The sequence below is a fragment of the Leisingera sp. ABM4_101 genome (assembly GCF_056158725.1).
In genome coordinates this window covers 3,513,470-3,539,790 of sequence record NZ_JBSWTV010000002.1, presented here as the reverse complement: position 1 = coordinate 3,539,790, position 26,321 = coordinate 3,513,470, and the positions used below count along the sequence as shown (strand labels likewise).

The following is a 26,321-nucleotide window of genomic DNA, read 5'->3' as shown; positions in this document are numbered from 1 at the left end:
GCTTAGCGCCTTTGCAATTTGTAGTTATTTCGGAACAGGCGGGGAGAAAACCCCGCGTCCAGGCCATGTGAGGAGCCGAAGAACAGCCCCGGCAGATGGCAAGAGGCCCCGGCATGTGCCGGGGCCCCGGAAAGCAAGCCAGGCTTACTTGATGCGGTGCCAGTCAGCTGCGTTCCACATCTCGCTGTCCCAGACATTCAGGTCGACACCGCCCAGGGTGTTGGAATGCGCCGACAGGCGGCCACGGTGCACCAGCGGGATCATACCGCCTTTTTCGACCATGATATCATTCAGGCGGCGGCCGATCTCGGCGCGGGCTTCCAGGCCTGCGGTCTTGGTCAGCTCGGCATGCAACGCATCGAACTCCTCGTCGCAGAAGCGGGAGATGTTCTCGCCCTGCCACTGGGAGGCCGGGGCCGGGGCCTTGTCGCACAGGCCGTTGGCCAGGTAGGACTGCGGGTCAGTGCCGTTGAAGGTGTTGGCATACATTTCCACGTCCGCATAGAACTTCTGGAAGGTGTCGGGCGAGCCCGGGTCACCGCCGAAGAACACGGATGCGTTGATGTTGCGCAGTTCGGTCTCGATGCCGATCTGGCTCCACCATTCCTTGATCAGCGCCTGGAAGTCCTGGCGCACCGCGTTGGTCGAGGTCTGGTACAGGATCTTCATCGGCTTGCCGTCCGGGGTTTCCCGCACGCCGTCGCCATTGGTGTCCTTGTAGCCGGCTTCTTCCAGCATCGCCTTGGCGCCTTCGATGTCCTGGGTGGAGCAGTCAAAGGTGTCAGAGGCAAATGCCGCAGGTGCCGGCACCCAGTTGCAGCCGACCTTGCCGGCCTTGCCATAGCCGATTTCCACCAGCAGCGGGCGGTCGATGGCCAGCGACATCGCCTTGTAGACCGCCGGGTCGTTCAGGAACGGGTGGCCGCGCTTCACGGAACGCTCATCCGGGCCCAGTTCCGGGCTCGGGTCGGTCTGGTTCAGCATGATGCGCTCAACCAGCGGGCCGAAGCCTGCAACCGGGGTGCCTTTGCCGCCGGCTTCCATCTGGGCGATCACTTCCGGCGCCAGCTGCAGGTTCCAGGCATAGTCGAACTCGCCGGTTTCCATCACTGCACGGCCTGCTGCAGTTGCGTCACCGCCGCCTTTGAACAGCACCTTGGCGAAGGCGGGCTTGGCCGGGTCGCGGTAGTTCGGGTTCGCGGACATGGTGATCACGTCGTTGGGCTTGAACTCATCCACGGTGAACGGGCCGGTGCCGATCGGGCCAAAGTTGGCCTCGGTGCATTCCGGCGCCTTGGCACCCATGCAGTTCTCGAACTGGGCCTTCTGAATGATCGGGCTTTCACCGCCGACAAACGGGCCATAGGGGAAGGGGGTCGGCTTGTCGAAGGTGACCTTGACGGTCAGATCGTCCAGCGCTTCGACCGAGGTCACGCCCTCGAACTTGGTGACTTGCGCACAGCCGCCTTCGGGATGCATGCAGTAGTCGGCGGTGAACTTAACGTCATGCGCAGTAAAGGCAGACCCGTCGGACCACTTCAGGCCGGGGGCGATCTTCCAGGTGATCGAGGTCAGATCTTCGGACACGCCGCCGTTTTCGACGGTCGGGATTTCCGTTGCCAGATAGGGCAGCATGTTACCGTTCGGATCATAGCGTGCCAGCGGTTCGATCACCAGCGCTGAGGCGTCGATGTCCTTGGTGCCGCCGGACAGGAACGGGTTCAGGATCGACGGCGCCTGCCAGTAGATGATGTTGACCTGGCCGTCGCTGCCGCGCTCGGCAAAGGCCGCAGGCGCCAGAGTGGCCGCGGCAACGGCACCCATCAATAGGGATTTCAATTTCATCACACACTCCTTGTCGGACACGTTTCGTGTCTTTTTGTTGGCCGGGCCGGATCGGGCCCGGAAGGTTTCCGCATCGCTGCGGAAGTGTAGCACTGGGCCTGCAGGCGCAGGGAAAACTTTGGAACTATAATCCCTTAACACGTTGCCGGACACACCGGCATGTGACAGCTTGCAGACAACCACGGGGGTATCGAAACGCTTTTGCTGCGAAATTGCAAATTCCAATTTCGAAACGCCCATGCATTATTTGCATGAGCTTTTTTGTGCGAAGTAGAGTTTACTCCGGAACCTGAGGCCGCCCGGGAACGCGGCCCAGGCAAAATAGAACCAGGGAGCCGTCATGCTGGACAACGCCATTGCGTCCATAAGAAACCTGCGGGTGGAGTTTCAGACCAAGGACGGCCCGGTGGTCGGGGTCGAGGATGTGTCCTTCGACGTCAGCCCGGGCGAAACCGTTTGTATCGTTGGCGAATCCGGCTCCGGCAAGTCGGTCTCCTCGCTGTCGCTGATGCGGCTGGTGGAGTTCGGCGGCGGCGAGATCGCGGGCGGCGAGCTGCTGTTCAACCGCCGCGAAGGCGAGGACACCAACCTGGCCGCTTCCGAGCAGGAGCTGATGAAGCAAATTCGCGGCAACGAGATCGGCATGATCTTCCAGGAGCCGATGACCGCACTGAACCCGGTGTTCACGGTGGGCCGCCAGCTGACCGAAGGCCTGCGCATTCACAAGAAGATGTCCAAGGCCCAGGCCGAAGAACGCGCGCTGGAACTGTTGCGCCAGGTCCGCATCCCGGAACCGGAGCGCCGCCTGAAACAATACCCCCACGAACTTTCCGGCGGGATGCGCCAGCGGGTGGTGATCGCCATGGCAATGGCCTGCGAGCCGCGGCTTCTGATCGCGGATGAACCCACCACCGCGCTCGACGTGACCATCCAGGCCGAGATCCTGGCGCTGATGGACCGCTTGAAGCGCGAGACCGGCACCGCGGTGATGTTCATCACCCACGACATGGCGGTGGTGGCCCAGATGGCCGACCGCGTCGTTGTCATGTTCCGCGGCAACAAGGTTGAGGAAGGCACCGTCGAGGAGATCTTCGAAAACCCCAAGCACGACTACACCAAGGCGCTGCTGGCCGCGGTTCCCAAACTGGGTGAGATGCGCGGCAAGCACTTCCCCGAGCCGATGAAACTGATGGGTGTTGAGAACCAGAAGATCGAACCGATCAAGGGCACCGATGAGGTGCTTCTGGACGTGCAGAACCTGACCACCCGCTTCCCGGTCAAGGGCGGGCTCTTGCGCCGCACCATCTCCAACGTGCACGCGGTGGAGGACGTCTCCTTCAAGGTTTTCAAGGGCCAGACCCTGTCGCTGGTCGGCAAATCCGGCTGCGGCAAATCCTCAGCCGGGCGCTCGATCCTGCGGCTGGTGGAGCCGCTGTCGGGCCAGGTGAATTTCGAAGGCCGCAATGTGCTGGAATTCAGTGCCTCGCAGATGCACAAGGCACGCCAGGACATGCAGATGATCTTCCAGGATCCCTTTGCATCCCTGAACCCGCAGATGCAGCTGATGGACCAGGTCGCAGAACCGCTGCGCAACTACGGCCTGGCCTCCGGCTCCGAACTGCAGGACCGGGTTGCCAGTCTCTTTGACCGTGTCCACCTGCCGCGCAGCTTCATGCGCCGCTACCCGCACGAGATGTCCGGCGGCCAGCGCCAGCGCATCGCCATCGCCCGCGCGCTGGCCCTGAACCCCAAGCTCATTGTCGCGGACGAGGCGGTCTCCGCGCTCGACGTCTCGGTACAGGCGCAGGTGCTGAACCTGATGATGGAGCTGCAGGCGGAACTGGGCCTGTCGTTCCTGTTCATCAGCCACGACATGGCGGTGGTAGAGCGCGTCTCCCATCAGGTCGGCGTCATGTACCTGGGCCGCATCGTCGAAATCGGCCCCCGCGACCGCGTGTTTGAAAACCCGCTGCACGCCTATACCCAGGCGCTGATGAAGGCGGTCCCCATCGCCGACCCGCGCCAGCGCAAGTCGGAGAAGGAACTGAACTTCAAACCGATTCCCTCGCCGATCCACGAAGTGGGCTACCAGCCTGAACCCTCTGAGTATCTGGAGCTGGAGCCCGGCCATTTCGTCCTGACCACTGACAGCGGGTATTAAGGCATGGCTGAAAAACTGACGCCGCTGGAGATCATGGAACGCCTGGTCTCTTTCCCGACGGTGAGCCGCGACACCAACCTGCCGCTGGTCGATTGGGTGCAGGAATACCTGTCGTCCCACGGTATCGAAAGCCACCGCTGGGTGGACCCGGACCAGCCGCACAAGGCCGCTGTATTCGCCCATGCCGGCCCTTGGGAAGAGGGCGCCGTGGTGCTGTCAGGCCATACCGATGTGGTGCCGGTAGACGGCCAGCCCTGGGACACAGATCCCTTCACGGTGGTGGAAAGGGACGGCAAATACTTCGGCCGCGGCACCTGCGACATGAAGGGCTTTGACGCACTGGCGGTCTGGGCGCTGGTGGAGGCGCATACCCAAGGTGTCATTCGTCCATTGCAGCTGGCACTGAGCTTTGACGAGGAAACCGGCTGCACCGGCGCCCCGCCGATGATCGAAGCCATGCAGCAAGTTCTGCCCAAAGGCTCCGCGGTGATCGTGGGGGAGCCTTCGATGATGCAAGCAGTGACGGGCCATAAGGGCGGCACCGGCTACGACACCCATCTGGTGGGGTTCGAGGTGCACTCTTCGCTCATGCACACCGGCGTCAGCGCCATCATGCAGGGTGCGAAACTGATCGACTGGGCCAACCAGCAGAACGCCGCGAACATGGCCCAGGAGCCGGGCGAAGTGCAGGCGATGTTCACCCCGCCCTGGACCACCTGCCACGTCGGCATGATCGAGGGCGGCACAGCCCACAACATCACCGCCAAGGACTGCCAATTCCTGATGGACTTCCGGGTGGTGCCGGGCGAGCACGCCAGCGATTGGGAAGCCGCCTATCTGGCCAAGGTGCGCGAGGTTGAGGCAGAGATGCAGATGATCAACCCGGAGGCCCGCATTGATGTGTCCAAGCACTTCGACGTGCCCGGACTGGTGCCGGAAGACAATGGAGAGGCGGAGGCGCTGGTGCGCCGGGTGACCGGCGACAACGGCTCCCATGTGGTCAGCTACGGCACCGAGGCGGGCCAGTTCCAGCAGGCCGGTTATTCGGCGGTGATCTGCGGTCCCGGCGACATCGCGCAGGCGCATCAGCCCAACGAGAACATCACGGTCGCCCAGTTCGAGGCGGGTCATGACTTCATGCGCAAGCTGGTGGAGAAATTGCGCGGCTACTTCCCGCTGCCTTGAAACGGTGCGTTTCGTGCTCAGATTGATGCTGAGTGTGCGACGGGGGGTGTACAGGAGGTGCACAGGGGGTGCACGCATGTCACCCCCGCTCTGGCGCGTTCCGCCACGTCCCGGCGCGGCAGGATACTTGCGAAGCTAAGTTTTATCGCGGACAGTCTGCCGCAACGGAACCTGAAACAGAAAGGGGAGGGGAAAATGCCGGCCAAGAACCGCTTTGCCGAGATGCACCAGGAGATCACCGCCTGGCGCCATCACCTGCACGAGAACCCCGAACTGATGTACGAGGTGCATGAAACCGCTGCCTTTGTGGTGGAGCGGCTCAAGGAGTTTGGCATCACCGACATCACCACCGGCGTCGGCCAGACCGGCGTGGTGGCGGTGATCGAGGGCAAGACCAATTCCTCCGGCCGCGCCATCGGCCTGCGCGCCGACATGGACGCGCTGCCAATCCCCGAGGCCTCCGGCGTGGACTACGCCTCCAAGACGCCCGGCGTGATGCACGCCTGCGGCCATGACGGCCATACCTCGATGCTGCTGGGGGCTGCCAAGTACCTGGCGGAGACACGGAATTTCGACGGCAAGGCGGTGCTGATCTTCCAGCCGGCCGAGGAAGGCGGCGCCGGCGGCAAGGCGATGTGCGACGACGGTCTGATGGACCGCTGGGGCATTCAGGAGGTCTATGGCCTGCACAATATGCCGGGCCTTCCGGTGGGCGAATTTGCCATCCGCCCGGGTCCGCTGATGGCGTCCTCGGACGAGTTCATCATCACCGTCACCGGCAAGGGCGGCCATGCCGCCGCCCCGCATGAGGCGATTGATACGACGCTGGTTGCCTCCCAGATCGTGGTCTCGCTGCACTCGATCGTGTCGCGCAACGTGGACCCGGTCAAACGCGTGGTGCTGACCGTCGGCACCTTCGAGACCGACAGCACCGCGTCGAACGTGATTGCCCACACCGCCAAGCTGCAGGGCACCGTGCGCACGCTGGACCCGGAATACCGTGCCCAGGCCGAGGACTGGGTGCGCCGGGTCGCCGAAAGCACCGCCGCGGCCTTTGGCGCCACGGCGGATGTCGAGTGGGTTCCAGGCTATCCCGTTACAATCAATGATGAAAACGGCACCGCCCATGCGGTGGAGGCGGCGCATGCGGTCTCGGCAAAGGTCGATGCCGAGACCCCGCCGATCATGCCGTCCGAGGATTTCGCCTATATGCTGGAGCAGCGCCCGGGCGCTTATATCTTCCTTGGCAACGGCGGCACCGAGATGTGCCACCACCCGGCCTATGTCTTTGACGACGAAGCGATCCCGCTGGGATGCAGCTGGTTTGCCGAGCTGGTGGAACGAAGAATGCCCGCGGCCTGAGGCTGCGGGGGAAAGACAAACAAAGGAGTGAGAAATGCCGGTCAAGAACCGCTTTGCCGAACTGCAGGATGAAATCACCGCCTGGCGCCGTGACATCCACGAAAACCCCGAAATCCTGTTCGAAACCCACCGCACCAGCGCGCTGGTAGCAGAGAAACTGCAGGCGTTCGGCTGCGACGAAGTGGTGACCGGTATCGGCCGCACTGGCGTGGTCGGCGTGATCAAGGGCAAAGCGGACACATCGGGCAAGGTCATTGGCCTGCGCGCCGACATGGATGCGCTGCCGATCCATGAGCAGACCGGGCTGGACTATGCCTCCAAGACCCCCGGCGCGATGCATGCCTGCGGCCATGATGGCCACACCGCGATGCTGCTGGGGGCTGCCAAGTACCTGTCCGAGACCCGCAATTTCGACGGCACCGTGGTGGTGATCTTCCAGCCCGCCGAAGAGGGCGGCGGCGGTGCCAAGGTGATGTGCGACGACGGCCTGATGGACCGCTGGGGCGTGCAGGAGGTCTACGGCCTGCACAACTGGCCGGGCCAGCCGCTGGGCTCTTTTGCCATCCGCCCCGGTTCCTTCTTTGCTGCGACCGACCAGTTCGACATCACCTTCGAGGGCCGCGGCGGCCATGCGGCCAAGCCGCATGAGACCGTCGACACCACCGTTCTGGCGGCGCAAGCGGTGCTGGCGCTGCAGACCATCGCCTCGCGCAATGCCGACCCGGTGCACCAGATCGTGGTCTCCGTGACCTCTTTCGAGACGTCGTCCAAGGCGTTCAACGTGATCCCGCAGAAGGTGCAGATCAAAGGCACCGTGCGCACCATGTCCAAGGAGATGCGCGACCTGGCGGAGAAGCGGATCAACGAGGTGTGCACCGGCATCGCCGCGACCTTCGGCGGCACTGCCGGTGTCACCTACCACCGCGGCTACCCGGTGATGGTGAACCACGAGGAGCAAACCGAATTTGCAGCCAAGGTGGCGGAGAGTGTCTCCGGCTCTTGCGATGATGCACCGCTGGTAATGGGCGGCGAGGATTTTGCCTTCATGCTGGAGGAGCGCCCCGGCGCCTATATCCTGATGGGCAACGGCGATACCGCGATGGTGCATCACCCGGAGTACAACTTCAACGACGACGCCATTCCTGCAGGTTGCAGCTGGTGGGCGGAGATCGTTGAGCAGCGGATGCCTGCGGCTTGATGTGAAACAGAAGAGGGGGCTGTCTGCCCCCTCTTGAGCCTGCGGCTCAATTCACCCCCGAGAGTATTTCAGACCAGAAAGAAGCGGGGCCGATGGTCACGCTGGAGCGGGGTTAGTGCTCCAGAAGCTCGCGGTAGATGGTGACGAGTGTTTCAGCTTCTTTTTCCAGCGCGAAGTTGGTCATGGCGTGTTTGCGCGCGGCCTCTGACCAAGCCTGCAGGCGGCCCTCGGTCGCAAGCACCGCGCTGATGGCTTCCACCATCTGGGTGGTTTCGCCTGGGTCGATCAGCAGGCCGGTTTCTCCCGGCGCAATCAGTTCCTCGAAAGCGCCGACGCGGGTGGCTACAGCAGGCACGCCGCAGGACATCGCCTCCAGCGGGGTGAGGCCAAAGCCCTCCCAGCGCTGCGGCGCCACGTAGAGGTCCAGCGCCTGATACCAGCGGGAGACCTCCCAGACAGGGACCTCTGGCGGGAACAGCAGCCGGTCCTTGAGATCCGCGGCTTCCGCCTTGGCGCGCAGGCCCTTTTCGAAGGCCACGTGTTTCTCAGTGGCGCGGCCCATCACAATGCCAACCGCCTTGGGGTGTGCCTTCAGCACTTCCAGCATGGCGTCGACGAAAACGTCGGTGCCCTTTTGCGCGCGGATGCGGCCGTAGCAGCCGATCAGGATGGCGTCCTCCGGCAGATCCAGTTCACGCCGCAGCGCAGCCTTGTCGGCGGGCGGCGCGAACTCTTCCGTGTTGATCCCGTGGTGCACCACTTGCGCGGGTTTCTCCAGATAGGCCGCGCCTTTGGCCGAGGTGGCAATTACCCGGTCCATCTGCGAGATCAGCCATTTGGTATAGCCGGAGTGATGCCGTTGCGACGCGGAGGTGAACAGAAGTTTCAGCCGCTTGCCCAAGAGGTATTTCAGTGCCAGCCCGCCCAGCATTTCCACATTGCGCCGGGCGTGCCAGACGCGGGCGCCGGCGGGGCCGTTGCGGTTCATGAGGATGAGCTGGGAGGTCGTCAGATGGGGCATGTCCCCCGGCAGGCCGCTGCCTGCGGTGGCAATGGCGAGGTGCTGGCGCTGCAAGGGCACCAGCCGGACGATTGTAGAGGTGACGCCGGACAGGCGGCGTTTGAAGTTCGGCGCGATGACTTCGATCTCATTGGCGTCAACCTGTGCCATCAGGGTCTCCTATCAGGCAGCAGCGCCAGCAGCGCGCCCACTGTCTTGTCCAGTTGATCCGACTGCCGCGAGATGAACGCCCCGGCGGCATCGCGGGCGGCCTGAAAGGCCGCCGGCTGTTCCAGCCACTTGGCGGCCTGATCCGCCAGCTCCGCTGCTGAACGCACCTCCGCCGCGGCGCCAAGGGCGGTCAGCTCGGCATAGGTCTCGGCAAAATTGTAATGGCCGGTGCCGGTGATCACCGCGGCGCCTGCCTGCATCGGCTCAAACGGGTTGTGGCCCCCGATCTCGCGCAGGGACCCGCCCAGGAAAACCAGCGGGCAGAGCGCATACCAGGTGCCGACTTCGCCCAGCGTGTCGGCCAGATAGACCTGCGTTTGGGTGCCAGGCAGCACGCCTTTGCTGCGCCTTGCGCAACTGAGCCCGGCGCCCTGTACCAGGGTTTCAACGGCATCCCCGCGTTCCGGGTGGCGGGGAGCGAGCAGCAGGCAGAGATCCGGGTGCTGTTTCAGCAGCGCCTTATGGGCCTCCAGCACGGTTTCCTCTTCGCCCTCGTGGGTGGAGGAGGCGATCCAGACCGGGCGTTCGCCGATGCTGCTGCGCACTTTGGCGAGAGTGTCCCGATCCACCGGCAGCGGGGCGGAAACAGCCTTGAGGTTGCTGCCGGGGCGGATCCGGTCCGGGGCGGCACCCATGGTCTTGAGGCTTGCGGCAGTTTTCTGGTTCTGGGTGACCAGCAGGGTGAATTGATCAAGGATGAAGCGCGCGGTGTCCGGGCGTTTGGTCCAGCCCCTCACCGATTTGTCCGACAGCCGCGCGTTCAGCAGCACCAGCGGGCAGCCGGACTTGCGGGCGCGCACCAGCATCTGCGGCCAGAGTTCGCTTTCGACAAAAACGCCCAGATCGGGCTGCCAATGGGCCAGGAAACGGTCCACGGCGGCGGCGGTGTCCAGGGGCGGGAACTGGTGGCGGCAGCGCGGCGGCATCCGCTTGGAAATCAGCTCTGCCGAGGTGGGGGTGCCGGAGGTGATCAGGAATTCCGCCTCCGGCAACTGTTCGCCCATGCGGGCAATCAGGGTCAGCACCGACAGGCTTTCCCCGACAGAGGCGGCATGAAACCAGATCAGCCGCCCGGCCGGACGGGGCTGGGAGGCGTGGCCCAGACGCTCGCGCACCCGTTCCTCCGGCAGGCCGTAGTCGCGCAGTTTGCCCGCGACCTTGCGCCAGGCAAACGGGGCAATCAGCGTGCTGACACCGCAATAAAGGGAGTAGAGCAGCGTCGGGCGCGCAGTCGGGCTGGACATTGTCAGCCGCCGGTGTGGCTCATATGGCGGGTCATCTGGCCGCCGACTCCCTGCCGGGAATAATCAAAATCATGGCCGCGGGGCTTGTCTCCGATGGCGGCACGGATGGCGGCCTCCAGCGCGCCTGCGCCTTCCTCATTTGCACGCAAGGGGGCACGCAGGTCGGCTTTGCCCTCTTGGCCCAGACAGGTGTAAATCTCGCCGGTGCAGGTGACCCGCACGCGGTTGCAGCTTTCGCAGAAGTTATGGGACAGCGGCGTGATGAAGCCGATCTTCTGGCCGGTCTCCTCCAGCCGCACATAGCGGGCCGGGCCGCCGGTGCGCTCAGTCAGATCGGTCACGGTATAGTGGCCTTCATATTCCGCTCGCACATCCTCCAGCGACCAGTACTGGCCGATACGCTCCATGGCGCCGATATCCTCGCCCATCGGCATCACTTCGATCCAGGTGAGATCGAGGCCGCGTCCGGCGCACCATTCGGTGATCTTCGGCAGTTCTTCTTCGTTGAAGCCCTTGAGTGCCACAGCGTTGATCTTGACCCTGAGGCCTGCTTTCTGCGCCGCATCAATGCCCTTCAGCACCTGCGGCAGACGGCCCCAGCGGGTCACGTCCGCGAATTTCTGCTCGTCCAGCGTGTCGAGCGAAATATTCACCCGGCGCACCCCGGCGGCGTAAAGGTCATCGGCGTGTTTCACCAGCTGCGAGCCATTGGTGGTCAGCGTCAGCTCTTTCAGGGCGCCGCTTTCCAAGTGGCGGCTCATCGCCTGGAAGAAGCTGATGATGCCGCGGCGCACCAAGGGCTCGCCGCCGGTGATCCTGAGCTTCTCCACGCCAAGCCGGGTAAAGGTCGAACACAGCCTGTCCAGCTCCTCCAGCGTCAAGAGATCTTTCTTGGGCAGAAAGGTCATGTTTTCCGACATGCAATAGACACAGCGGAAATCGCAGCGGTCGGTGACCGAGAGGCGCAGATAGGTGATTGCGCGGGCGAAGGGATCAATGAGTGGTGCCGTCATGCCTCCTAGGTAAAGCGGGGCACCGCCCGCGGCAAGAGGGCAAGGCTTTTTACCGCTGGCAAAGCCCATCACCGGGGGCTAGGGTCGCCCCATGCGTATGACAGTCCTTTCCCTTGCTTCAATTTCCCTGCTGGCGGCCTGCAATGGAATCCAGCTTAATTCCTCTATTCTGGGCGGCCAGGGTGCCCCGGCCGCTGCGGCCCCGCATGACCCTGTGCTGCCACCTGCGCCCGGTGTTGATACGGCCGCGGCAGATCCGCTGGCACCGGTCCCGCCGGCTGCGCCTTCGTTCCGCGGATCTGCAACCACAGTTGCGTCTCTGGGCGATCCGTCGCTGCCGGGATTGTGGATGGAAACGCCGCTGGTGGCGGCAGAGCAGCAGGCGCTGATCCGTACCAGCCGCAATACGCAGGTTGTAGTCACGCTTAAGCCCATTCCGGGAGCGGAGTCGGGCGGCAGCCGCCTGTCGATTGGTGCGATGCGGGCGTTGGGCCTGCCGCTGACGGAACTGGCCGAAGTGCAGGTACTGCCTGCGGGCTGAGCTTTGACCCATTGGAGGAGGGAGCGCCCGCCCTCTTTGAGCAGGGGCGTGCGCTGCCCGGCTGACGCCGGGCGGCTGGTGTGGCCGGCCTAGGCCGTTTTCAGGTATTTCGCGGCTTCCTTGCGGGCAAATGCTTTCATGGCATCCCCATGTTCCGCCAGAAACGCGCGGGTGCGCCCGGCATCGTGCTTGCTGAGGTCGCGCAGCCACCAGGCGATGGCTTTCTGGATGAACCAGTCCCGGTCGGGCACATAAGACGCGGCCCAGCCCAGAATGCGTTCGCGGGATTCCTGATCGGCGGGTTTCAGATTGTTCATCTTTGCCCAGGGCAGAGTCGCCACCAAAGCGGCCCTGCGTGTCCACATGTGGTCCGATTGCGTCCAGATCTCGACCGTGTCCAGCCGTTCGGGGGCTGCCAGCAGCCGTTTCGAGATGGCAGAGCAGGCATGGTCGGCAATCGCCCAGCTGTCAAACTGCGGCACCCAGGATTGCAGCAGCTCCCAGACCGCTTCGTCGCCTTTGATCCGCGCTTGGGTCAGCAGCTTGCCTGCGGCGATGCGGGCCTCGAAGATATCGGTGTCCCACAGCGCGCGCGCCAGATCCACGCGCTCTGCCAGGCTGAGGGACTGGCGCCAGGACTTGGTCAGCTCATTGGTGGCCGGGTTGGGCACCCCCAGCACTTCACGGGCTTGCTTGTGATAGGCCGCCATTTGCTCTGCCCGGCCGGGCTCGGCCCGGGCCTTCAGCGCATCAAGATAGGTTTCCAGCATTTTCCCGGCTCGCAGCTTTATACCGGCACGCCGGTGGGTTTGCCGTCGATGGTGGTCTGGTTCTTCTCTTCCCAATAGGCGCGGATATCCGCTTCCGACTTGCCGTCGACCCATTTCTGCATGGTGTCGCGGTCGGACTGGAACTCCATGAAGGGCACCGCATAGCCGCAGGAGGTCTGCACCAGATCCACCGACACATCAAAGATCTGCCGGGCGCTGCGGTGGGCAGGGAACAGGGCCGCCAGATCATCCCAGCCGTCATCGCCCGCATGCAGCACCTTGGCGGTGCCATAGGTGCGCAGGATCTGCGGGCGGGTGGTGAAGGAGCACCACATCAGGGTGATGCGGTTCACCTCCAGCAGATGGCCTGCGGTCTCGTTGCCGCTGCCGGTCAGGTTCATCCAGGCAATCCGGTCCGGCCCCAGCACCCGCAGCGAATCCATGCCCTTGGGGGAGATGTTCACGCGCCCCTCGGGGCCCGCGGAGCCGGTGAAGAACATGTGCTGCTCTTCGATGAACTTGCGGTGCGCCTCTTCGATCTGCGGAAATTGCTTGGCCATGTCTCACTCCACCGTCACGGATTTTGCCAGGTTGCGCGGCTGGTCCACGTCGGTACCCTTGGCCACCGCGGTGTGATAGGCCAGGAGCTGCGCCGGAATGGCATAGAGGATCGGCGTCAGCGCCTCCTTAACCTCAGGCATCCGGATCGCGCACCAAACATCGTCGCCGGCTTCATCAATGCCGTCCTGATCGGAAATCATCAGCACCTTGCCCTTGCGGGCCAGCACCTCCTGCATGTTGGAAACCGATTTGTCGAACAGCGTGTCCTTGGGCGTCAGCACCACCACCGGCATGTTCTTGTCGATCAGCGCGATGGGGCCGTGCTTCAGCTCGCCGGAGGCATAAGCTTCGGCGTGGATGTAGCTGATTTCCTTCAGCTTCAAGGCGCCCTCTAGCGCCAACGGGAACATCAGGCCGCGGCCCAGGAACAGCACGTCGCGCGCTTCGCTCACCTTTTGGGCAGCAACCCGGATCGCTGCGTTCTGCTCCAGCGCGGAGGACAGCACATTGGGCAACCCGCGGATCGCGGTGGCGTAACCGGCCATTTCTTCGGCATTCAGATGCCCGCGGTCGCAGGCGGCCTTGAGCGCCAGTGCCAAGAGGACCGTCAGCTGGCAGGTGAACGCCTTGGTGGAGGCAACGCCGATCTCCGGCCCGGCGTAAATCGGCAGCGCCAGATCGCTTTCGCGCGCAATCGAGCTTTCGGGGACATTGACCACTGACAGGATCTTGTCTGCCTTTTCATGGCAGTAGCGCAGGGCGGCGAGCGTGTCGGCGGTTTCGCCCGATTGGGAGACGAACAGCGCCAAGGTTTTGCCCGGGATCGGCGGCTCGCGGTAGCGGAACTCTGAGGCGATATCGACCTCGACTGGCAGGCGGGCGATCTGTTCGAACCAGTATTTTGCGGTCAGGCAGGCGTAATAGGCGGTGCCGCAGGCGACCATAGTCAGCCGCTCGACTTGCGAGAAATCAACCTCGCCGGGCAGGTGCACCGCGTCTTCCTCGACCGGCAGATAGTGGCGGATCGCCTCGGCGATCACATGCGGCTGCTCGGCGATTTCCTTAGCCATGAAATGCTTGTGCCCGCCCTTGTCGACCTGGGAGGAGTCGATCTGGATGGTTTTGGTTTCGCGGTTGACCAGCGTGCCATCGGCATTGCGGATCTCGGCGCCTTGGCGGGTGACAACAGCACGGTCGCCTTCCTCCAGATAGGTGATCCGGTCGGTCAGCGGTGCCAGCGCGATGGCGTCGGAGCCCACGAACATCTCGCCGTTGCCATGGCCGATTGCCAGCGGGGAGCCCTTGCGGGCCGCGACGATCAGGTCTTCCTGGCCGTCAAACAGGAACGCCAGCGCAAAGGCGCCTTCCAGCTGATCGAGCGTCTTGAAGGCCGCATCAACGGGGGCGTACCCTTCTTTCAGATACCGCTCTGTCATCAGGGCAACGGTTTCGGTGTCGGTCTCAGTGCGGAACTCCATGCCGCAGTTCAACAGCTCTGCGCGCAGCTCCTTGTAGTTTTCAATAATACCGTTGTGGACAACTGCCACAGCGCCGGCCCGGTGCGGATGCGCGTTGCTGACCGAGGGCGCGCCATGGGTGGCCCAGCGGGTGTGGCCGATGCCGGCCTTTCCGGCCAGCGGCTCATGCACCAGGAGGTCGGAGAGGTTCACCAGCTTGCCCACCGCGCGGCGGCGGCGCAGCTCACCCTTGTTCACGGTGGCGATGCCTGCGCTGTCATAGCCGCGGTATTCCAGCCGCTTCAGCGCCTCGACCAGGATCGGGGCAGCCTCGTGATTTCCCAGAACGCCGACAATTCCGCACATCACTTGGCTTCCTTCTGCAGGCGGGCCTTCTTGGCGCGCAGCATATCCATCAGCTTGCGCGCGCGGCCCGGTTTGTTGCTCTGTTCGGCGCGGGCAATTGCCAGGTCGCCGTCATCGACATTTTTGGTCACAACCGCACCGGTTGCGGTCATCGCCTCGTTGCCGACCCGGACCGGCGCCACCAGCATGGTGTTCGACCCGATAAAGGCGCGGGCGCCGATCTCGGTGCGGTGCTTCATTACCCCGTCATAGTTGCAGGTAATGGTGCCAGCGCCAATATTGCTGGCTTCACCGACAGAGGCATCGCCGATATAGCTGAGGTGATTGACCTTGGCGCCTTCGGCGATTTCGGCGTTCTTGATCTCGACAAAGTTGCCGATGTGGGTGTTCTCGGCCAGTTCCGCGCCGGGTCGCAGGCGGGCGTAAGGCCCCACTTTGGCGCCGCGGCTGACATGGCAGCCCTCCAGATGCGAAAACGCGCGGATCAGCGCGCCGCTTTCCACTGTGACACCGGGGCCGAAAACCACATTGGGCTCGATCACCGTGTCGCGGCCGATATGGGTGTCAAATGCCAAATAGACGGTTTCCGGCGCCATCAGTGTCACGCCCAGGTCCAGCAACTCTGCCCGGGCGCGGGACTGGAACAAGGCATCCGCCTGCGCCAGCTCAGCACGGGAGTTGATGCCCAGCGTCTCCGCCTCGTCACAGGACACGGCAGTGACGGATTTGCTTTCACGCCGCGCCAGCTCCACCAGGTCAGTCAGGTAATATTCGCCCGATGCGTTTTCATTGCCGACCTTGGCGATCAGATCAAACATCACCGATACGTCGCAAGCCATCAGGCCGGAGTTGCAGAAGGTGATGGCACGCTCGGCCTCTGAGGCGTCCTTGAATTCGACAATCCGCTCCAGGCTGTCACCGTCCATCACCAGCCGGCCATAGCGGCCGGGATCGGCGGCCTCAAACCCCAGGATCACCAGGTCTGCGCGCTGGCGGGCCTCCACCATGCGCTCCAGCGTGTCCGCGCTGACAAAGGGCGTGTCGCCATAAAGCACCACGACATCGCCAGCAAAGCCGTCCAGAGCAGCCCGCGCCTGGTCCACTGCATGGGCGGTCCCCAACTGCTCCTCCTGCAGAACCACCTCGGCGTTTTCTTCAAGCCTTGCAACAGCTGCCTGCACGGCATCTGCGCCATGGCCTGCCACAATGATAGTGCGTTCGGGGTTAAGCGCGCGGCCCGCGGCCAGCGCATGCTCCAGCATCGGAGCCTGGGCAATCGGGTGCAATACCTTGGGAATATCAGAATTCATCCGTGTGCCTTTTCCGGCTGCCAGGATGACAAGGGCAATACTCATAATCGCTTTTCTCTTTGTCTTTTTAGCGCTCCCGTTTTATCCGCTAACAGGCGGGGCGCAAGGGACAGCGCCATCAAACAAGATTGCGGGCTGCAACATGCGGCGGCGGAAAGTTGCCGGGAAGGGGCGGAAATGCGAACGGTTATCTTCGATCTGGACGGCACGCTGGCCGATACCTCGGGCGATCTTCTGGCCGCGGCCAATGCCTGTTTCCGGCAGATGGGACTGGGCGATGTGCTGTCTCAGAAACAGGATGCAGCTGTGGCATTGCGCGGTGCCCGGATGATGCTAACGCATGGATTAAAGCGTGTGGATCAGTATGACCCGGCAGTGGTCGAGGAGTTCTATCCTGTATTCCTGGAGGTCTACCGCGATGCCATCGATCATCACACCGTGATGTATCCCGGCGCTATGGAGGCGGTCGAGGCGTTGAAGTCCGCAGGTTTCGGGGTTGGCATCTGCACCAACAAGCCGGAGGCGCTGGCAGAGCAGCTGATGCGCAGCCTTGGCGTGCGCGACGCTTTTGCCTCGCTGGTCGGCGCCGACACGCTGCCGGTGCGCAAACCCGACCCGGAGCCGTTGTTCGAAGCCGCGCGCCGCGCCGGCGGCGACCCGGCGCGCACCCTGCTGGTCGGCGACAGCGACACCGACCGCAATACTTCGGCAAATGCCGGGGTGCCGTCAGTGCTGGTGACCTTCGGCCCCTCCGGTGAGGACATGGCAGCGTTGAAACCCGAGGCGCTGCTGCAGTGTTTCGAAGATCTGGTCGAGGTGGCGGAGCGGCTGATTGCGTAAAACCGCAACCCGGTTCCGGGTTTTCCAGCCGGTCAGCTTCCCCCTTGACCGCTGACCGCCCGCGGCTCACAAACGCCGCATGAGCGAGATATTTTCCGGGTCATTCACCCAGCAGGAACCAATCCCCGAAGACGCCATTGAGGCTGCGCTTGCAGTGCTTCGCCACGGGCGGCTGCACCGCTACAACGTGGCGGATGGCGAAGACGGTGAAACCGCGCTGCTGGAGCAGGAGTTCGCAGCGCAGATGGGGGCGAAATACTGCCTGGCTGCAGCCTCTGGCGGCTATGCGCTGGCGACCTCGCTGCGCGCAGTCGGGGTGAAGCCTGGCGACAAGGTGCTGACCAACGCCTTCACCCTGGCGCCGGTGCCGGGGTCGATTGCTTCCGTCGGGGCGGAGCCGGTGTTTGTCGAGGTGACCGAAGACCTGACCATTGATCTGGATGATCTGGCGGCCAAGGCCGATCAGGCCAAGGTGCTGATGCTGTCCCACATGCGCGGGCATCTGTGCGACATGGACCGGCTGATGGAGATTTGCGATGGCGCCGGCATCACCGTGATCGAGGATTGCGCCCACACCATGGGGGCCTCCTGGAACGGGGTGCTGTCGGGCCGCCATGGCGCGGTTGGCTGCTATTCCTGCCAGACCTACAAGCATGTGAACTCGGGCGAGGGCGGGCTGCTGATTACCGACGACGAGGAAATTGCCGCCCGTGCCATCATGATGTCCGGTTCCTACATGCTCTATGGCCGCCATTTGGCGGGGCCTGGGCTGGAAGTGTTTGAGCGGGTGAAGTATGAGACCCCCAACATCTCGGGCCGGATGGACAACTTGCGCGCCGCGATCCTGCGGCCGCAGCTGCGCGACCTGGAAGCGCAGGTAGAGCGCTGGAACGAGCGCTACCGCGCTGTAGAGGAGGGCTTGCGCAGCACGCCGGGCCTCACTGTGGTGGAGCGCCCGGAGCAGGAGGTCTATGTGGGCTCCTCCATCCAGTTCCTGTTGCTGGACTGGTCCGAGGATGCGGTGCAAGAGGCGGTCCGTCGCTGTGCCGCCCGCGGGGTGGAGCTGAAATGGTTCGGCACGCCGGAGCCTGTTGCCTTCACCTCCCGCTATGACAGCTGGCGGTATGCGGACACACCGCGCCTGCCGCAGAGCGACCGGGTTCTGGCGGGCATCATCGACATGCGGGTGCCGCTGACGTTCAGCCTGGAAGACTGCGCGCAGATCGCCCGCATTATCCGGGCCGAGGTCTCCGCCGTCTATCAAGGCGCTTAGGCTCCATCCTTCAGTCAGCCGGAATTCTATGAGAATTCCGGCCTGGAAAAACATATGTCTTCCGTCCCGTTTTCCGCACCGGAAAACGGGTTTTCCTTGTTTTGGGCGCTCTGCAGAAATCGACGCTGCGTTCCTGGCAGCTGGACCGCCATTGACCCGAATCGCGGGCTCCTCTATTGAATTGAACAACTGTTCATATAATCAGCTCTGCCCTGGAGGATCCGCGGAATGTTCAATGCAAGCATGACTTTCGATCTTGGTGAGGACGTGAACGCGCTGCGCGATGTGGTTCACCGCTGGGCGCAAGAACGCGTCAAGCCGATGGCGCAGGAGATCGACCAGAAGAACGAATTCCCGGCAGAGCTGTGGCAGGAGATGGGTGGGCTGGGCCTGCTGGGCATCACCGTGCCGGAAGAGTTCGGCGGCGCGGGCATGTCCTACTTGGCCCATACCGTGGCGGTCGAGGAAATCGCCCGTGCCAGCGCCTCCGTGTCGCTGTCCTACGGCGCGCATTCCAACCTCTGCGTCAACCAGATCAAGCTGAACGGCAACGCCGAGCAGAAGGCGAAATACCTGCCGCGGCTGATCTCGGGCGAACATGTCGGCGCGCTGGCAATGTCTGAAGCGGGCGCTGGCTCCGACGTGGTGTCGATGAGCCTGCGCGCGGAAAAGCGTAACGATCACTTCCGTCTGAACGGCAACAAGTACTGGATCACCAACGGCCCTGATGCCGACACTCTGGTTGTCTACGCCAAGACCGATCCAGAGGCCGGCTCCAAAGGCATTACCGCCTTTCTCATCGAGAAGGAATTCAAAGGCTTCTCTACCTCCAAGCATTTCGACAAGCTGGGAATGCGCGGCTCCAACACCGCTGAGCTGGTGTTCGAGGACGTCGAGGTGCCGTTCGAGAACATCCTGGGCGAAGAAGGCAAGGGCGTGCGGGTGCTGATGTCCGGCCTGGATTATGAACGTGTAGTGCTGGCCGGGATCGGCACCGGCATCATGGCCTCCTGCATGGATGAAATGATGCCCTACATGGCGGAGCGCAAGCAGTTCGGCCAGCCGATCGGAAACTTCCAGCTGATGCAGGCCAAGATCGCCGACATGTACACGGCGATGAACTCGGCGCGGGCCTATGTCTATGAGGTTGCCAAATCCTGCGACAAGGGCACCGTGACCCGTCAGGACGCAGCCGCCTGCTGCCTTTACGCCTCCGAGGTCGCGATGACCCAGGCGCATCAGGCGGTGCAGGCCTTTGGCGGTGCCGGTTACCTGTCCGACAATCCGGTGGGCCGCATTTTCCGCGATGCCAAACTGATGGAAATCGGTGCGGGCACCAGCGAAATCCGCCGGATGCTCATCGGCCGCGAGCTGATGGGCACCATGTAAATGTAAAACCCCGCGCTTCCCAGGGGACGCGCGGGGATCTGAAAAAGGCCGGGCGGCACGAGGCCAGCCGCCAGGCCAGAACCGGACCCTCGAAGGATCAGAAGCGGTGCACGTAAGCGAAGTTCACGACAACCGGATCAATCTCTGCAGTGCCGATGGCGGCGCCGTTCAGGGTTGCATCGGAGTCGATGTCCATCCAGCGGACGTTGAAACGCAGCGCACCGTTGTCGGAGATCTGGTAGTCGGCACCGGCGTTCACCGCGATACCAAAGCTGTCATCCAGTTTGAGCGTGCCAAGTGCGGTCTCTTCCTCAAAGAAGGTGGTGTAGTTCAGACCCAGGCCGAGGAACGGTTTGATCACGCCTTGGGTGGGGAAGTGGTAGTTGACCGACAGGGTTGGCGGCAGCTGCTTGGCCGAGGCCGCAAAGGCACCGTTCAGTTTGACGTCATGCTCAAACGGGGAGGCCGCCAGCAGCTCGACACCCCAATTGTCGCGGAAGAAGTATTCGACGGTCAGCGACAGAGCGGTGCCATCGTCAATGTCCGCCGCCGCACCGGCCAGGGTGCCGTTGCCGGATTTCGGGTTCACGTTGGCAATGCCGACGCCAACAGTCCAGTCGCCCTGCTGCTGGGCAAAGGCAGGAGCGGCCAACGCGGCCAGGGCGGAGGTCAGCGCAAGCGCGGAAACCATGCGTTTCATGGGGTGCGTCCCTTTTCTTGTGTTCACCTGGATGTGATGCGTCTGAAAAGGCGCGAAAACCCTGATCTGAGTCAAAGTGATGCGTTGCTACCCGTTGAAAATGCAGTGAAAAATTGCATACCCGTCATGCGTTTCGGGAATATCTAAATATGTCTGAAAGATGTAACATTTCAGGGCTTCGCGCAGATGGCAGCTGGGATCTGCCAGCGCAGCTCAATATGGCGGCGCAATGCCTGGCACAGCCGGACGATGCGGTGGCGCTGATCGACATGACTGCTCCTGCACGCCGGGACATTACCTATGGCGAGCTGGCAGCGATGGCTGACGGGCTGGCACGCTACCTGCTGACCCGCATCCAGCCCGGTGACCGGGTCGGAGTGCTGCTCAGCCAGTCGCCCTGGTGCGCGGCGGCGCATCTGGCGGTCTGGAAGGCGGGCGGCATTTCGGTGCCGCTGTTCAAGCTGTTCAAACGCGACGCTCTGGCCTCCCGGGCCGGGGATGCCGGCGTGCGCTTTGTCTTCACAGATTCCGAAGGCGCCGGACTGCTGGGCGATCTTGCCGAAGCGGTTATGGTGGAGAGCGCTGGTATTGAAGGCGGCCCGGTGCCTTTTGCCGATACCTCCCCGGATACCCCCGCCGTTCTGATCTACACCTCCGGCACCACCGGCAGCCCCAAGGGCGCACTGCACGGACACCGGGTGCTGACCGGCCACCTGCCGGGTGTTGTCATCAGCCACGACCACCTTGGCCAGCCGGGCGATGTCCTCTGGACCCCGGCGGACTGGGCCTGGATCGGCGGGCTGTTCGACGTGCTGATGCCGGGCCTGGCGCTGGGCGTGCCGGTGGTGGCCGCGCGGCTGGAGAAATTCACCCCCGAAGCCTGTGCCGATCTGATCGAGCAGGCCGGCGTGCGCAACATCTTCTTCCCGCCGACCGCGCTGCGGATGCTGAAGGCAGCGGGGCAGGGGCTCGACGGTCTGCGCTCTGTTGCCAGCGGCGGAGAGCCCCTGGGCGCGGAGATGCTCGCCTGGGGCCGGCGTAAGCTGGGGGTGACCATCAACGAGTTCTACGGCCAGACCGAATGCAACATGGTGGCCTCCTCCTGCGCTGCGGATTTCGAGCCGCGCCCGGGCTGCATCGGCAAGGCGGTGCCGGGGCATGAGCTGGCTGTGATCGACGAAGCGGGCGTGCCCACGGAGGGCGAAGGCGACGTCGCCATCCGCCGTGGCTCCGCCGCGATGCTGCTGGAATACTGGAACCGGCCCGAAGAGACTGCCGCCAAGTTCCGCGGGGACTGGCTGGTGACCGGCGACCGCGGTATCTGGGAGGGCGATTACCTGCGCTTTGTCGGCCGCGAGGATGATGTGATCACCTCGGGCGGCTACCGCATCGGCCCGGCTGAGATCGAGGATTGCCTGCTGACCCATCCGGCGGTGGCGACCGTGGGTGTGGTGGGCAAGCCGGATGAGCTGCGCACCGAGATCGTCAAGGCCTATGTGGTGCTGAAAACGGGAGCCGCGGCCTCCGAGAAAGAACTGCAGGATTACGTGAAGGACCGCCTCGCACATTATTCCTACCCGCGCGAAGTGGAGTTCCTCGATGCCCTTCCGATGACCGTGACCGGAAAGGTGATCCGCAAGGAGCTGAAGGCGCAGGCGGCGGGGGAGGTGAACTGATGAAACAGCCGGTCCTTTCCGTTGTTGCAGCCTGTGCTTGCGCTTTGGGCGCGTCCTTTCCTCTTACTGCGGCAGGTGAGGAGGCCCCCGTTTTTGATACAGCTGGTTTTCTTCGCGCTTGCACTAGCTTTGTCCCCGATGTCGGCGTTGCGGTTCCCATGGACACTCAATGCGTCTCGCAGGCCGTCCGCATGTGTAACATGAGCCAAGAAAACAAGGCTTTACAGTACTGTGTTGACAGCGCCGCGGCGTGGTTGGAGGCGGATGGAGCGCGCATCGTTAGCCAGATGCCCGGCTTCGACAAAAGTGTTCTTGATGGCAACGGGCCTGCAGGTCTGTCCCTGCCCATGCCTGCTTTGGGTGGCGCTCCCGATTGTAGCAAGATTTCGGACCCCAATTTGCCTTCCGAATTAGTGTGCCGCTATTCGGAGGCACTTTCAGAATGGCTCAAACTAAGAGTTCTGATGCGCAGTGAGGATATGACCGGGGAGGCAAGCCAATGACCCAAGGTGTTGCATACCCGGCGTACGCTGCCCCAACCGGAATGAAAGACATTTCCCGTAAAACGGGACCCTGCCTAACCCCTATAACGGGAGAGTGGACATGAAACTCACATCCAAGGCGATGCCCTCCTCGGACGGCTTCAAGCAGAACCGCGCGGCGCATCTGGACGCGCTGGCGCAGATCAGCGAGGCGGCAGAGGCCGCGCGCATGGGCGGCGGCGAGAAGTCCCGGACCCGGCACGAAAGCCGCGGCAAGATGCTGCCGCGCCGCCGGGTGGCGAACCTGCTGGACCCCGGCTCTCCGTTTCTGGAGATCGGGGCCACCGCGGCGCACGCGATGTATGACGGCGCCGCACCCTCGGCGGGCGTGATTGCGGGCATCGGCCGGGTGCACGGGCAGGAGGTCATGGTTGTCTGCAACGACGCCACCGTGAAGGGCGGCACCTATTATCCGATGACGGTGAAGAAGCACCTGCGTGCGCAGGAAATCGCAGAGGAGAACCATCTTCCCTGCATCTATCTGGTGGACTCCGGCGGGGCTAACCTGCCCAACCAGGATGAGGTCTTCCCCGACCGCGACCACTTCGGGCGGATCTTCTACAACCAGGCGCGGATGTCGGCCAAGGGCATCCCGCAGATCGCAGTCGTCATGGGCTCCTGCACCGCGGGCGGCGCCTATGTGCCGGCGATGTCGGATGTCACCATCATCGTGAAGGAGCAGGGCACGATCTTCCTGGCCGGTCCGCCGCTGGTGAAGGCTGCCACGGGCGAGGTTGTCAGCGCCGAGGACCTGGGCGGGGGCGACGTGCACACGCGGCTTTCGGGCGTGGCCGACTACCTGGCCGAGGATGACGCCCACGCGCTGGCGCTGGCGCGGCGTGCGGTGCAGTCGCTGAACATCACAAAACCGCTGACGGTGAACTGGGCCAGCCCGGAAGAGCCGGCTTACGACCCGGAGGAAATCCTCGGCGTGGTACCCGGCGACCTGCGCACGCCCTATGACATCCGCGAAGTGATCGCGCGTCTGGTCGACGGTTCCCGCTTTGACGAATTCAAACCGCGTTTTGGCGAGACCCTGGTGACCGGCTTTGCCCACCTCAAGGGCTGCCCGATCGGCATCATAGCCAATAACGGCGTCTTGTTCTCCGAAGCCGCCCAGAAAGGCGCGCATTTCGTGGAGCTGTGCAGCCAGCGCAAGATCCCGCTGGTGTTCCTGCAGAACATCACCGGCTTCATGGTGGGCCGGAAATACGAAAACGAGGGCATCGCCCGCCACGGCGCCAAGATGGTGACCGCCGTCGCCACCACCAATGTCCCCAAGATCACCATGCTCGTCGGCGGCTCCTTTGGTGCCGGCAACTACGGCATGTCGGGGCGCGCTTACTCGCCGCGCTTCCTGTGGACCTGGCCGAACTCCCGCATCTCGGTGATGGGCGGCGAGCAGGCCGCGGGCGTGCTGGCCACCGTCAAGCGCGACGCCATCGAGCGCCAGGGCGGCAGCTGGAGCACGGAAGAAGAGGCGGAGTTCAAGCGCCCCACCATCGACATGTTCGAGGAGCAGAGCCACCCGCTCTATGCCTCCGCGCGTCTTTGGGACGATGGCATCATCGACCCGCGCAAATCCCGCGACGTGCTGTCGCTCTCGCTGAGCGCCGCGCTGAATGCCCCGATCGAAGACACGCGCTTCGGCGTCTTCCGGATGTGAGGATCTCCCATGTTTGACAAAATCCTGATTGCCAACCGCGGAGAGATTGCCTGCCGCGTGATGGAAACCGCCCGTGCCATGGGGGTGCGGACCGTGGCTGTTTACTCCGACGCCGATGCGGCTTCGAAACATGTGGCGCTGGCGGATGAGGCCGTGCATATCGGCGGCCCGGCCCCGGCGGACAGCTACCTGAAGGGCGATGAGATAATACGGGTGGCGCAGGAAACCGGCGCCCAGGCGATCCACCCGGGCTACGGCTTCCTGTCGGAAAACCCGAAGTTCGTCGAGGCGGTGGAGGCTGCGGGCCTCACCTTTATCGGGCCGTCTGCGGATGCGATCCGCAAGATGGGCCTCAAGGACGCCGCCAAGGCGCTGATGGAAGAGGCCGGCGTGCCGGTGGTGCCGGGCTATCACGGCAGCAATCAGGACCCGGAATTCCTGGCCGCCGAGGCGGGAAAAATCGGCTACCCGGTGCTGATCAAGGCGGTTGCGGGCGGCGGCGGTAAGGGGATGCGGCTGGTTGAGAAGCCGGAAGAGTTCTCCGACGCCCTGAAAAGCGCGCAGGGCGAGGCAACCACCGCCTTTGGCAATCCTGACGTTCTGATTGAGAAATACATCCAGCAGCCCCGCCATATCGAGGTTCAGGTCTTTGGCGACGGCGAGAAGGCCGTGCATCTGTTTGAGCGGGACTGCTCGCTGCAGCGCCGCCATCAAAAGGTGATCGAGGAGGCGCCTGCGCCGGGCATGACTGCGGAAATGCGCGAGGCGATGGGGCAGGCCGGCGTGCGCGCGGCAGAGGCCATCGGCTACAAGGGCGCTGGCACCGTGGAGTTCATCGTCGACGGTTCTGACGGGCTGCGCCCCGACGGGTTCTGGTTCATGGAAATGAACACCCGCCTGCAGGTGGAGCATCCGGTCACGGAGCTGATCACTGGCGTTGATCTGGTCGAGTGGCAGCTGCGGGTGGCCTCAGGCGAGAGCCTGCCAGCCAAGCAGGAAGACCTCACCATCACCGGCCACGCATTTGAGGCGCGGCTTTATGCGGAGGACGTGCCCAAGGGCTTCCTGCCTGCAACCGGCACGCTGACCCACCTGTCCTTCCCGGATGAGGCCCGCGCCGACAGCGGCGTCAGGGCGGGGGACACCATCAGCCCCTGGTATGATCCGATGATCGCCAAGGTGATCGTGCATGGCTCCACCCGCAAGGTGGCGCTGTCGCGGCTGGCCCGCGCGCTGGAGGAAACGCAAGTTGGCGGCACCGTCACCAACCTGGCCTTCCTCGGCGCATTGGCGGCGCATGAGGGGTTTGCGGGTGGCGACGTCGACACCGGCCTGATCGCCCGCGATCTGGACGCGCTGACCGCGGCGCCGGTGGTGGAGCTGCGCCATAAGGCGGCGGCTGGTATGGTGGCGCTGGATCTGGTGGAGGCTGCACCGGACACTGGCTTCACCCTTTGGGCGCCTTTGCACCGGGCTGTCACCCTGTCCCTTGCGGGCGAGGAGTTCACGGCGGATGTGCAGGTGGACGGGCCTGACCGGCAGCTTTGGACCATTGAAGGCGAAACCGTCGTGGCGGAGCGCAGCCAGGGCCAGTGGCGCATTGATGAGCGCCGCATGCCCGCTGTTTCGCAGTCGGGAACGCTGATCACCGTGCATGATGCCTATGGGCTGGAGTTCACCGCGATAGACCCGCTGGACCGCGATGCAGCGGCGGGCGGCGACAGCAATGTGATCGAGGCGCCGATGCCAGGCCTCGTGAAAGCAGTCTTTGCCGAAGCCGGCCAGGCGGTGAAGGAAGGCGACCGGCTTGCGATTCTGGAAGCGATGAAGATGGAGCATTCCCTGCTGGCGGCCCGCGACGGCGTGGTGGCTGAGGTTCTGGCTGCTGCCGGCGACCAGGTTGAGGCTGGTGCAGCGCTGGTGCGGCTGGAAGAAGAAGACGGCTGACCCGGGACCGGGGCGGCGCGCCTGCCGCCCCCGCTGCGGTTTGA

At 63.8% G+C, this 26,321-nt stretch carries 21 protein-coding genes; 12 read left to right on the top strand and 9 right to left on the bottom strand.

Annotation, left to right across the window (positions count from 1 at the left end):
* Positions 1-144: 144 nt before the first annotated feature.
* Complete coding sequence (locus tag ACXAEK_RS18495; protein WP_475044121.1) at positions 145-1,845, bottom strand: peptide ABC transporter substrate-binding protein; 1,701 nt, start codon at positions 1,843-1,845, stop codon at positions 145-147.
* 340 nt (positions 1,846-2,185) lie between these two features.
* On the opposite strand from ACXAEK_RS18495, the gene ACXAEK_RS18490 reads away from it, so the two are divergent.
* The 4 genes from ACXAEK_RS18490 (at position 2,186) to ACXAEK_RS18475 (ending at position 7,751) form a co-directional block, all read left to right on the top strand.
* Positions 2,186-4,006, top strand: a complete 1,821-nt coding sequence (locus ACXAEK_RS18490) for an ABC transporter ATP-binding protein (RefSeq protein ID WP_475044119.1) — start codon at positions 2,186-2,188, stop codon at positions 4,004-4,006.
* 3 nt (positions 4,007-4,009) lie between these two features.
* On the top strand, positions 4,010-5,191 hold the full coding sequence (gene argE / locus ACXAEK_RS18485) for an acetylornithine deacetylase (RefSeq protein WP_475044118.1): 1,182 nt from the start codon (positions 4,010-4,012) through the stop codon (positions 5,189-5,191).
* A gap of 195 nt (positions 5,192-5,386) precedes the next feature.
* Positions 5,387-6,553: a M20 aminoacylase family protein gene (locus ACXAEK_RS18480; protein WP_475044116.1), complete on the top strand. Its 1,167-nt coding sequence runs from the start codon at positions 5,387-5,389 to the stop codon at positions 6,551-6,553.
* A 34-nt stretch (positions 6,554-6,587) separates the two neighbouring features.
* The gene (locus tag ACXAEK_RS18475) at positions 6,588-7,751 is read left to right on the top strand and encodes a M20 aminoacylase family protein (protein WP_475044115.1); all 1,164 of its coding nucleotides are present in this window, start codon (positions 6,588-6,590) and stop codon (positions 7,749-7,751) included.
* Between the two features lie 112 nt (positions 7,752-7,863).
* Here the strand turns inward: ACXAEK_RS18475 and ACXAEK_RS18470 are convergent, their stop codons facing one another.
* The 3 genes from ACXAEK_RS18470 to moaA are packed head-to-tail and all read right to left on the bottom strand — an operon-like array spanning position 7,864 to position 11,239.
* Positions 7,864-8,922, bottom strand: a complete 1,059-nt coding sequence (locus ACXAEK_RS18470; protein WP_475044113.1) for a glycosyltransferase family 4 protein — start codon at positions 8,920-8,922, stop codon at positions 7,864-7,866.
* Positions 8,922-10,226 carry a 3-deoxy-D-manno-octulosonic acid transferase gene (locus tag ACXAEK_RS18465; RefSeq protein WP_475044112.1) on the bottom strand — a complete coding sequence of 435 codons (1,305 nt, stop codon included), beginning with the start codon at positions 10,224-10,226 and terminating at the stop codon, positions 8,922-8,924. Before ACXAEK_RS18465 ends, ACXAEK_RS18470 begins: the two co-directional genes overlap by 1 nt.
* Positions 10,227-10,228: 2 nt before the next feature.
* Positions 10,229-11,239 (bottom strand): GTP 3',8-cyclase MoaA, encoded by a 1,011-nt coding sequence (moaA, locus tag ACXAEK_RS18460; RefSeq protein WP_475044110.1) that lies wholly within the window; start codon positions 11,237-11,239, stop codon positions 10,229-10,231.
* Positions 11,240-11,330: 91 nt separating this feature from the next.
* Here moaA and ACXAEK_RS18455 point away from each other — a divergent pair, with 91 nt between their 5' ends.
* Complete coding sequence (locus ACXAEK_RS18455) at positions 11,331-11,780, top strand: hypothetical protein (RefSeq protein ID WP_475044108.1); 450 nt, start codon at positions 11,331-11,333, stop codon at positions 11,778-11,780.
* Positions 11,781-11,869: 89 nt separating this feature from the next.
* Here the strand turns inward: ACXAEK_RS18455 and ACXAEK_RS18450 are convergent, their stop codons facing one another.
* The 4 genes from ACXAEK_RS18450 to glmU are packed head-to-tail and all read right to left on the bottom strand — an operon-like array spanning position 11,870 to position 16,289.
* On the bottom strand, positions 11,870-12,550 hold the full coding sequence (locus ACXAEK_RS18450; protein WP_475044106.1) for a DNA alkylation repair protein: 681 nt from the start codon (positions 12,548-12,550) through the stop codon (positions 11,870-11,872).
* A 17-nt stretch (positions 12,551-12,567) separates the two neighbouring features.
* Entirely contained in the window at positions 12,568-13,110 is a 543-nt protein-coding gene (locus tag ACXAEK_RS18445) for a pyridoxamine 5'-phosphate oxidase family protein (protein WP_475044105.1), read from the bottom strand.
* Positions 13,111-13,113: 3 nt separating this feature from the next.
* The gene (gene glmS / locus ACXAEK_RS18440) at positions 13,114-14,934 is read right to left on the bottom strand and encodes a glutamine--fructose-6-phosphate transaminase (isomerizing) (RefSeq protein ID WP_475044103.1); all 1,821 of its coding nucleotides are present in this window, start codon (positions 14,932-14,934) and stop codon (positions 13,114-13,116) included.
* On the bottom strand, positions 14,934-16,289 hold the full coding sequence (glmU, locus tag ACXAEK_RS18435) for a bifunctional UDP-N-acetylglucosamine diphosphorylase/glucosamine-1-phosphate N-acetyltransferase GlmU (RefSeq protein WP_475044101.1): 1,356 nt from the start codon (positions 16,287-16,289) through the stop codon (positions 14,934-14,936). The genes glmS and glmU overlap by 1 nt, the downstream gene beginning before the upstream one ends.
* Before the next feature lie 132 nt (positions 16,290-16,421).
* Here glmU and ACXAEK_RS18430 point away from each other — a divergent pair, with 132 nt between their 5' ends.
* The 3 genes from ACXAEK_RS18430 (at position 16,422) to ACXAEK_RS18420 (ending at position 19,746) form a co-directional block, all read left to right on the top strand.
* Entirely contained in the window at positions 16,422-17,084 is a 663-nt protein-coding gene (locus ACXAEK_RS18430; protein WP_475044099.1) for an HAD-IA family hydrolase, read from the top strand.
* A 79-nt stretch (positions 17,085-17,163) separates the two neighbouring features.
* Positions 17,164-18,357 (top strand): DegT/DnrJ/EryC1/StrS family aminotransferase, encoded by a 1,194-nt coding sequence (locus tag ACXAEK_RS18425; RefSeq protein ID WP_475044097.1) that lies wholly within the window; start codon positions 17,164-17,166, stop codon positions 18,355-18,357.
* A gap of 228 nt (positions 18,358-18,585) precedes the next feature.
* On the top strand, positions 18,586-19,746 hold the full coding sequence (locus tag ACXAEK_RS18420) for an isovaleryl-CoA dehydrogenase (RefSeq protein WP_475044095.1): 1,161 nt from the start codon (positions 18,586-18,588) through the stop codon (positions 19,744-19,746).
* A 97-nt stretch (positions 19,747-19,843) separates the two neighbouring features.
* On the opposite strand, the gene ACXAEK_RS18415 is transcribed toward ACXAEK_RS18420, so the two are convergent.
* Positions 19,844-20,446 (bottom strand): OmpW/AlkL family protein, encoded by a 603-nt coding sequence (locus ACXAEK_RS18415; RefSeq protein WP_475044093.1) that lies wholly within the window; start codon positions 20,444-20,446, stop codon positions 19,844-19,846.
* Between the two features lie 149 nt (positions 20,447-20,595).
* Between ACXAEK_RS18415 and ACXAEK_RS18410 the strand changes: the two genes are divergently transcribed.
* The 4 genes from ACXAEK_RS18410 to ACXAEK_RS18395 all read left to right on the top strand — a co-directional run bounded on the left by ACXAEK_RS18410 (position 20,596) and on the right by ACXAEK_RS18395 (position 26,277).
* Positions 20,596-22,122, top strand: a complete 1,527-nt coding sequence (locus ACXAEK_RS18410; protein WP_475044091.1) for an AMP-binding protein — start codon at positions 20,596-20,598, stop codon at positions 22,120-22,122.
* Positions 22,122-22,625, top strand: a complete 504-nt coding sequence (locus ACXAEK_RS18405; RefSeq protein ID WP_475044090.1) for a hypothetical protein — start codon at positions 22,122-22,124, stop codon at positions 22,623-22,625. Before ACXAEK_RS18410 ends, ACXAEK_RS18405 begins: the two co-directional genes overlap by 1 nt.
* A 100-nt stretch (positions 22,626-22,725) precedes the next feature.
* Positions 22,726-24,330 carry a carboxyl transferase domain-containing protein gene (locus ACXAEK_RS18400; protein WP_475044088.1) on the top strand — a complete coding sequence of 535 codons (1,605 nt, stop codon included), beginning with the start codon at positions 22,726-22,728 and terminating at the stop codon, positions 24,328-24,330.
* Positions 24,331-24,339: 9 nt separating this feature from the next.
* Positions 24,340-26,277 (top strand): ATP-binding protein, encoded by a 1,938-nt coding sequence (locus ACXAEK_RS18395; RefSeq protein WP_475044086.1) that lies wholly within the window; start codon positions 24,340-24,342, stop codon positions 26,275-26,277.
* Positions 26,278-26,321: the final 44 nt, after the last annotated feature.

Bases quoted from the DNA above. Each gene is read 5' to 3' on its own strand.
- ACXAEK_RS18495 (WP_475044121.1), bottom strand. From the start codon at position 1,845: ATGAAATTGAAATCCCTATTGATGGGTGCCGTTGCCGCGGCCACTCTG.
- ACXAEK_RS18490 (WP_475044119.1), top strand. From the start codon at position 2,186: ATGCTGGACAACGCCATTGCGTCCATAAGAAACCTGCGGGTGGAGTTT.
- argE (WP_475044118.1), top strand. From the start codon at position 4,010: ATGGCTGAAAAACTGACGCCGCTGGAGATCATGGAACGCCTGGTCTCT.
- ACXAEK_RS18480 (WP_475044116.1), top strand. From the start codon at position 5,387: ATGCCGGCCAAGAACCGCTTTGCCGAGATGCACCAGGAGATCACCGCC.
- ACXAEK_RS18475 (WP_475044115.1), top strand. From the start codon at position 6,588: ATGCCGGTCAAGAACCGCTTTGCCGAACTGCAGGATGAAATCACCGCC.
- ACXAEK_RS18470 (WP_475044113.1), bottom strand. From the start codon at position 8,922: ATGGCACAGGTTGACGCCAATGAGATCGAAGTCATCGCGCCGAACTTC.
- ACXAEK_RS18465 (WP_475044112.1), bottom strand. From the start codon at position 10,226: ATGTCCAGCCCGACTGCGCGCCCGACGCTGCTCTACTCCCTTTATTGC.
- moaA (WP_475044110.1), bottom strand. From the start codon at position 11,239: ATGACGGCACCACTCATTGATCCCTTCGCCCGCGCAATCACCTATCTG.
- ACXAEK_RS18455 (WP_475044108.1), top strand. From the start codon at position 11,331: ATGCGTATGACAGTCCTTTCCCTTGCTTCAATTTCCCTGCTGGCGGCC.
- ACXAEK_RS18450 (WP_475044106.1), bottom strand. From the start codon at position 12,550: ATGCTGGAAACCTATCTTGATGCGCTGAAGGCCCGGGCCGAGCCCGGC.
- ACXAEK_RS18445 (WP_475044105.1), bottom strand. From the start codon at position 13,110: ATGGCCAAGCAATTTCCGCAGATCGAAGAGGCGCACCGCAAGTTCATC.
- glmS (WP_475044103.1), bottom strand. From the start codon at position 14,934: ATGTGCGGAATTGTCGGCGTTCTGGGAAATCACGAGGCTGCCCCGATC.
- glmU (WP_475044101.1), bottom strand. From the start codon at position 16,289: ATGAGTATTGCCCTTGTCATCCTGGCAGCCGGAAAAGGCACACGGATG.
- ACXAEK_RS18430 (WP_475044099.1), top strand. From the start codon at position 16,422: ATGCGAACGGTTATCTTCGATCTGGACGGCACGCTGGCCGATACCTCG.
- ACXAEK_RS18425 (WP_475044097.1), top strand. From the start codon at position 17,164: ATGAGCGAGATATTTTCCGGGTCATTCACCCAGCAGGAACCAATCCCC.
- ACXAEK_RS18420 (WP_475044095.1), top strand. From the start codon at position 18,586: ATGTTCAATGCAAGCATGACTTTCGATCTTGGTGAGGACGTGAACGCG.
- ACXAEK_RS18415 (WP_475044093.1), bottom strand. From the start codon at position 20,446: ATGAAACGCATGGTTTCCGCGCTTGCGCTGACCTCCGCCCTGGCCGCG.
- ACXAEK_RS18410 (WP_475044091.1), top strand. From the start codon at position 20,596: ATGTCTGAAAGATGTAACATTTCAGGGCTTCGCGCAGATGGCAGCTGG.
- ACXAEK_RS18405 (WP_475044090.1), top strand. From the start codon at position 22,122: ATGAAACAGCCGGTCCTTTCCGTTGTTGCAGCCTGTGCTTGCGCTTTG.
- ACXAEK_RS18400 (WP_475044088.1), top strand. From the start codon at position 22,726: ATGAAACTCACATCCAAGGCGATGCCCTCCTCGGACGGCTTCAAGCAG.
- ACXAEK_RS18395 (WP_475044086.1), top strand. From the start codon at position 24,340: ATGTTTGACAAAATCCTGATTGCCAACCGCGGAGAGATTGCCTGCCGC.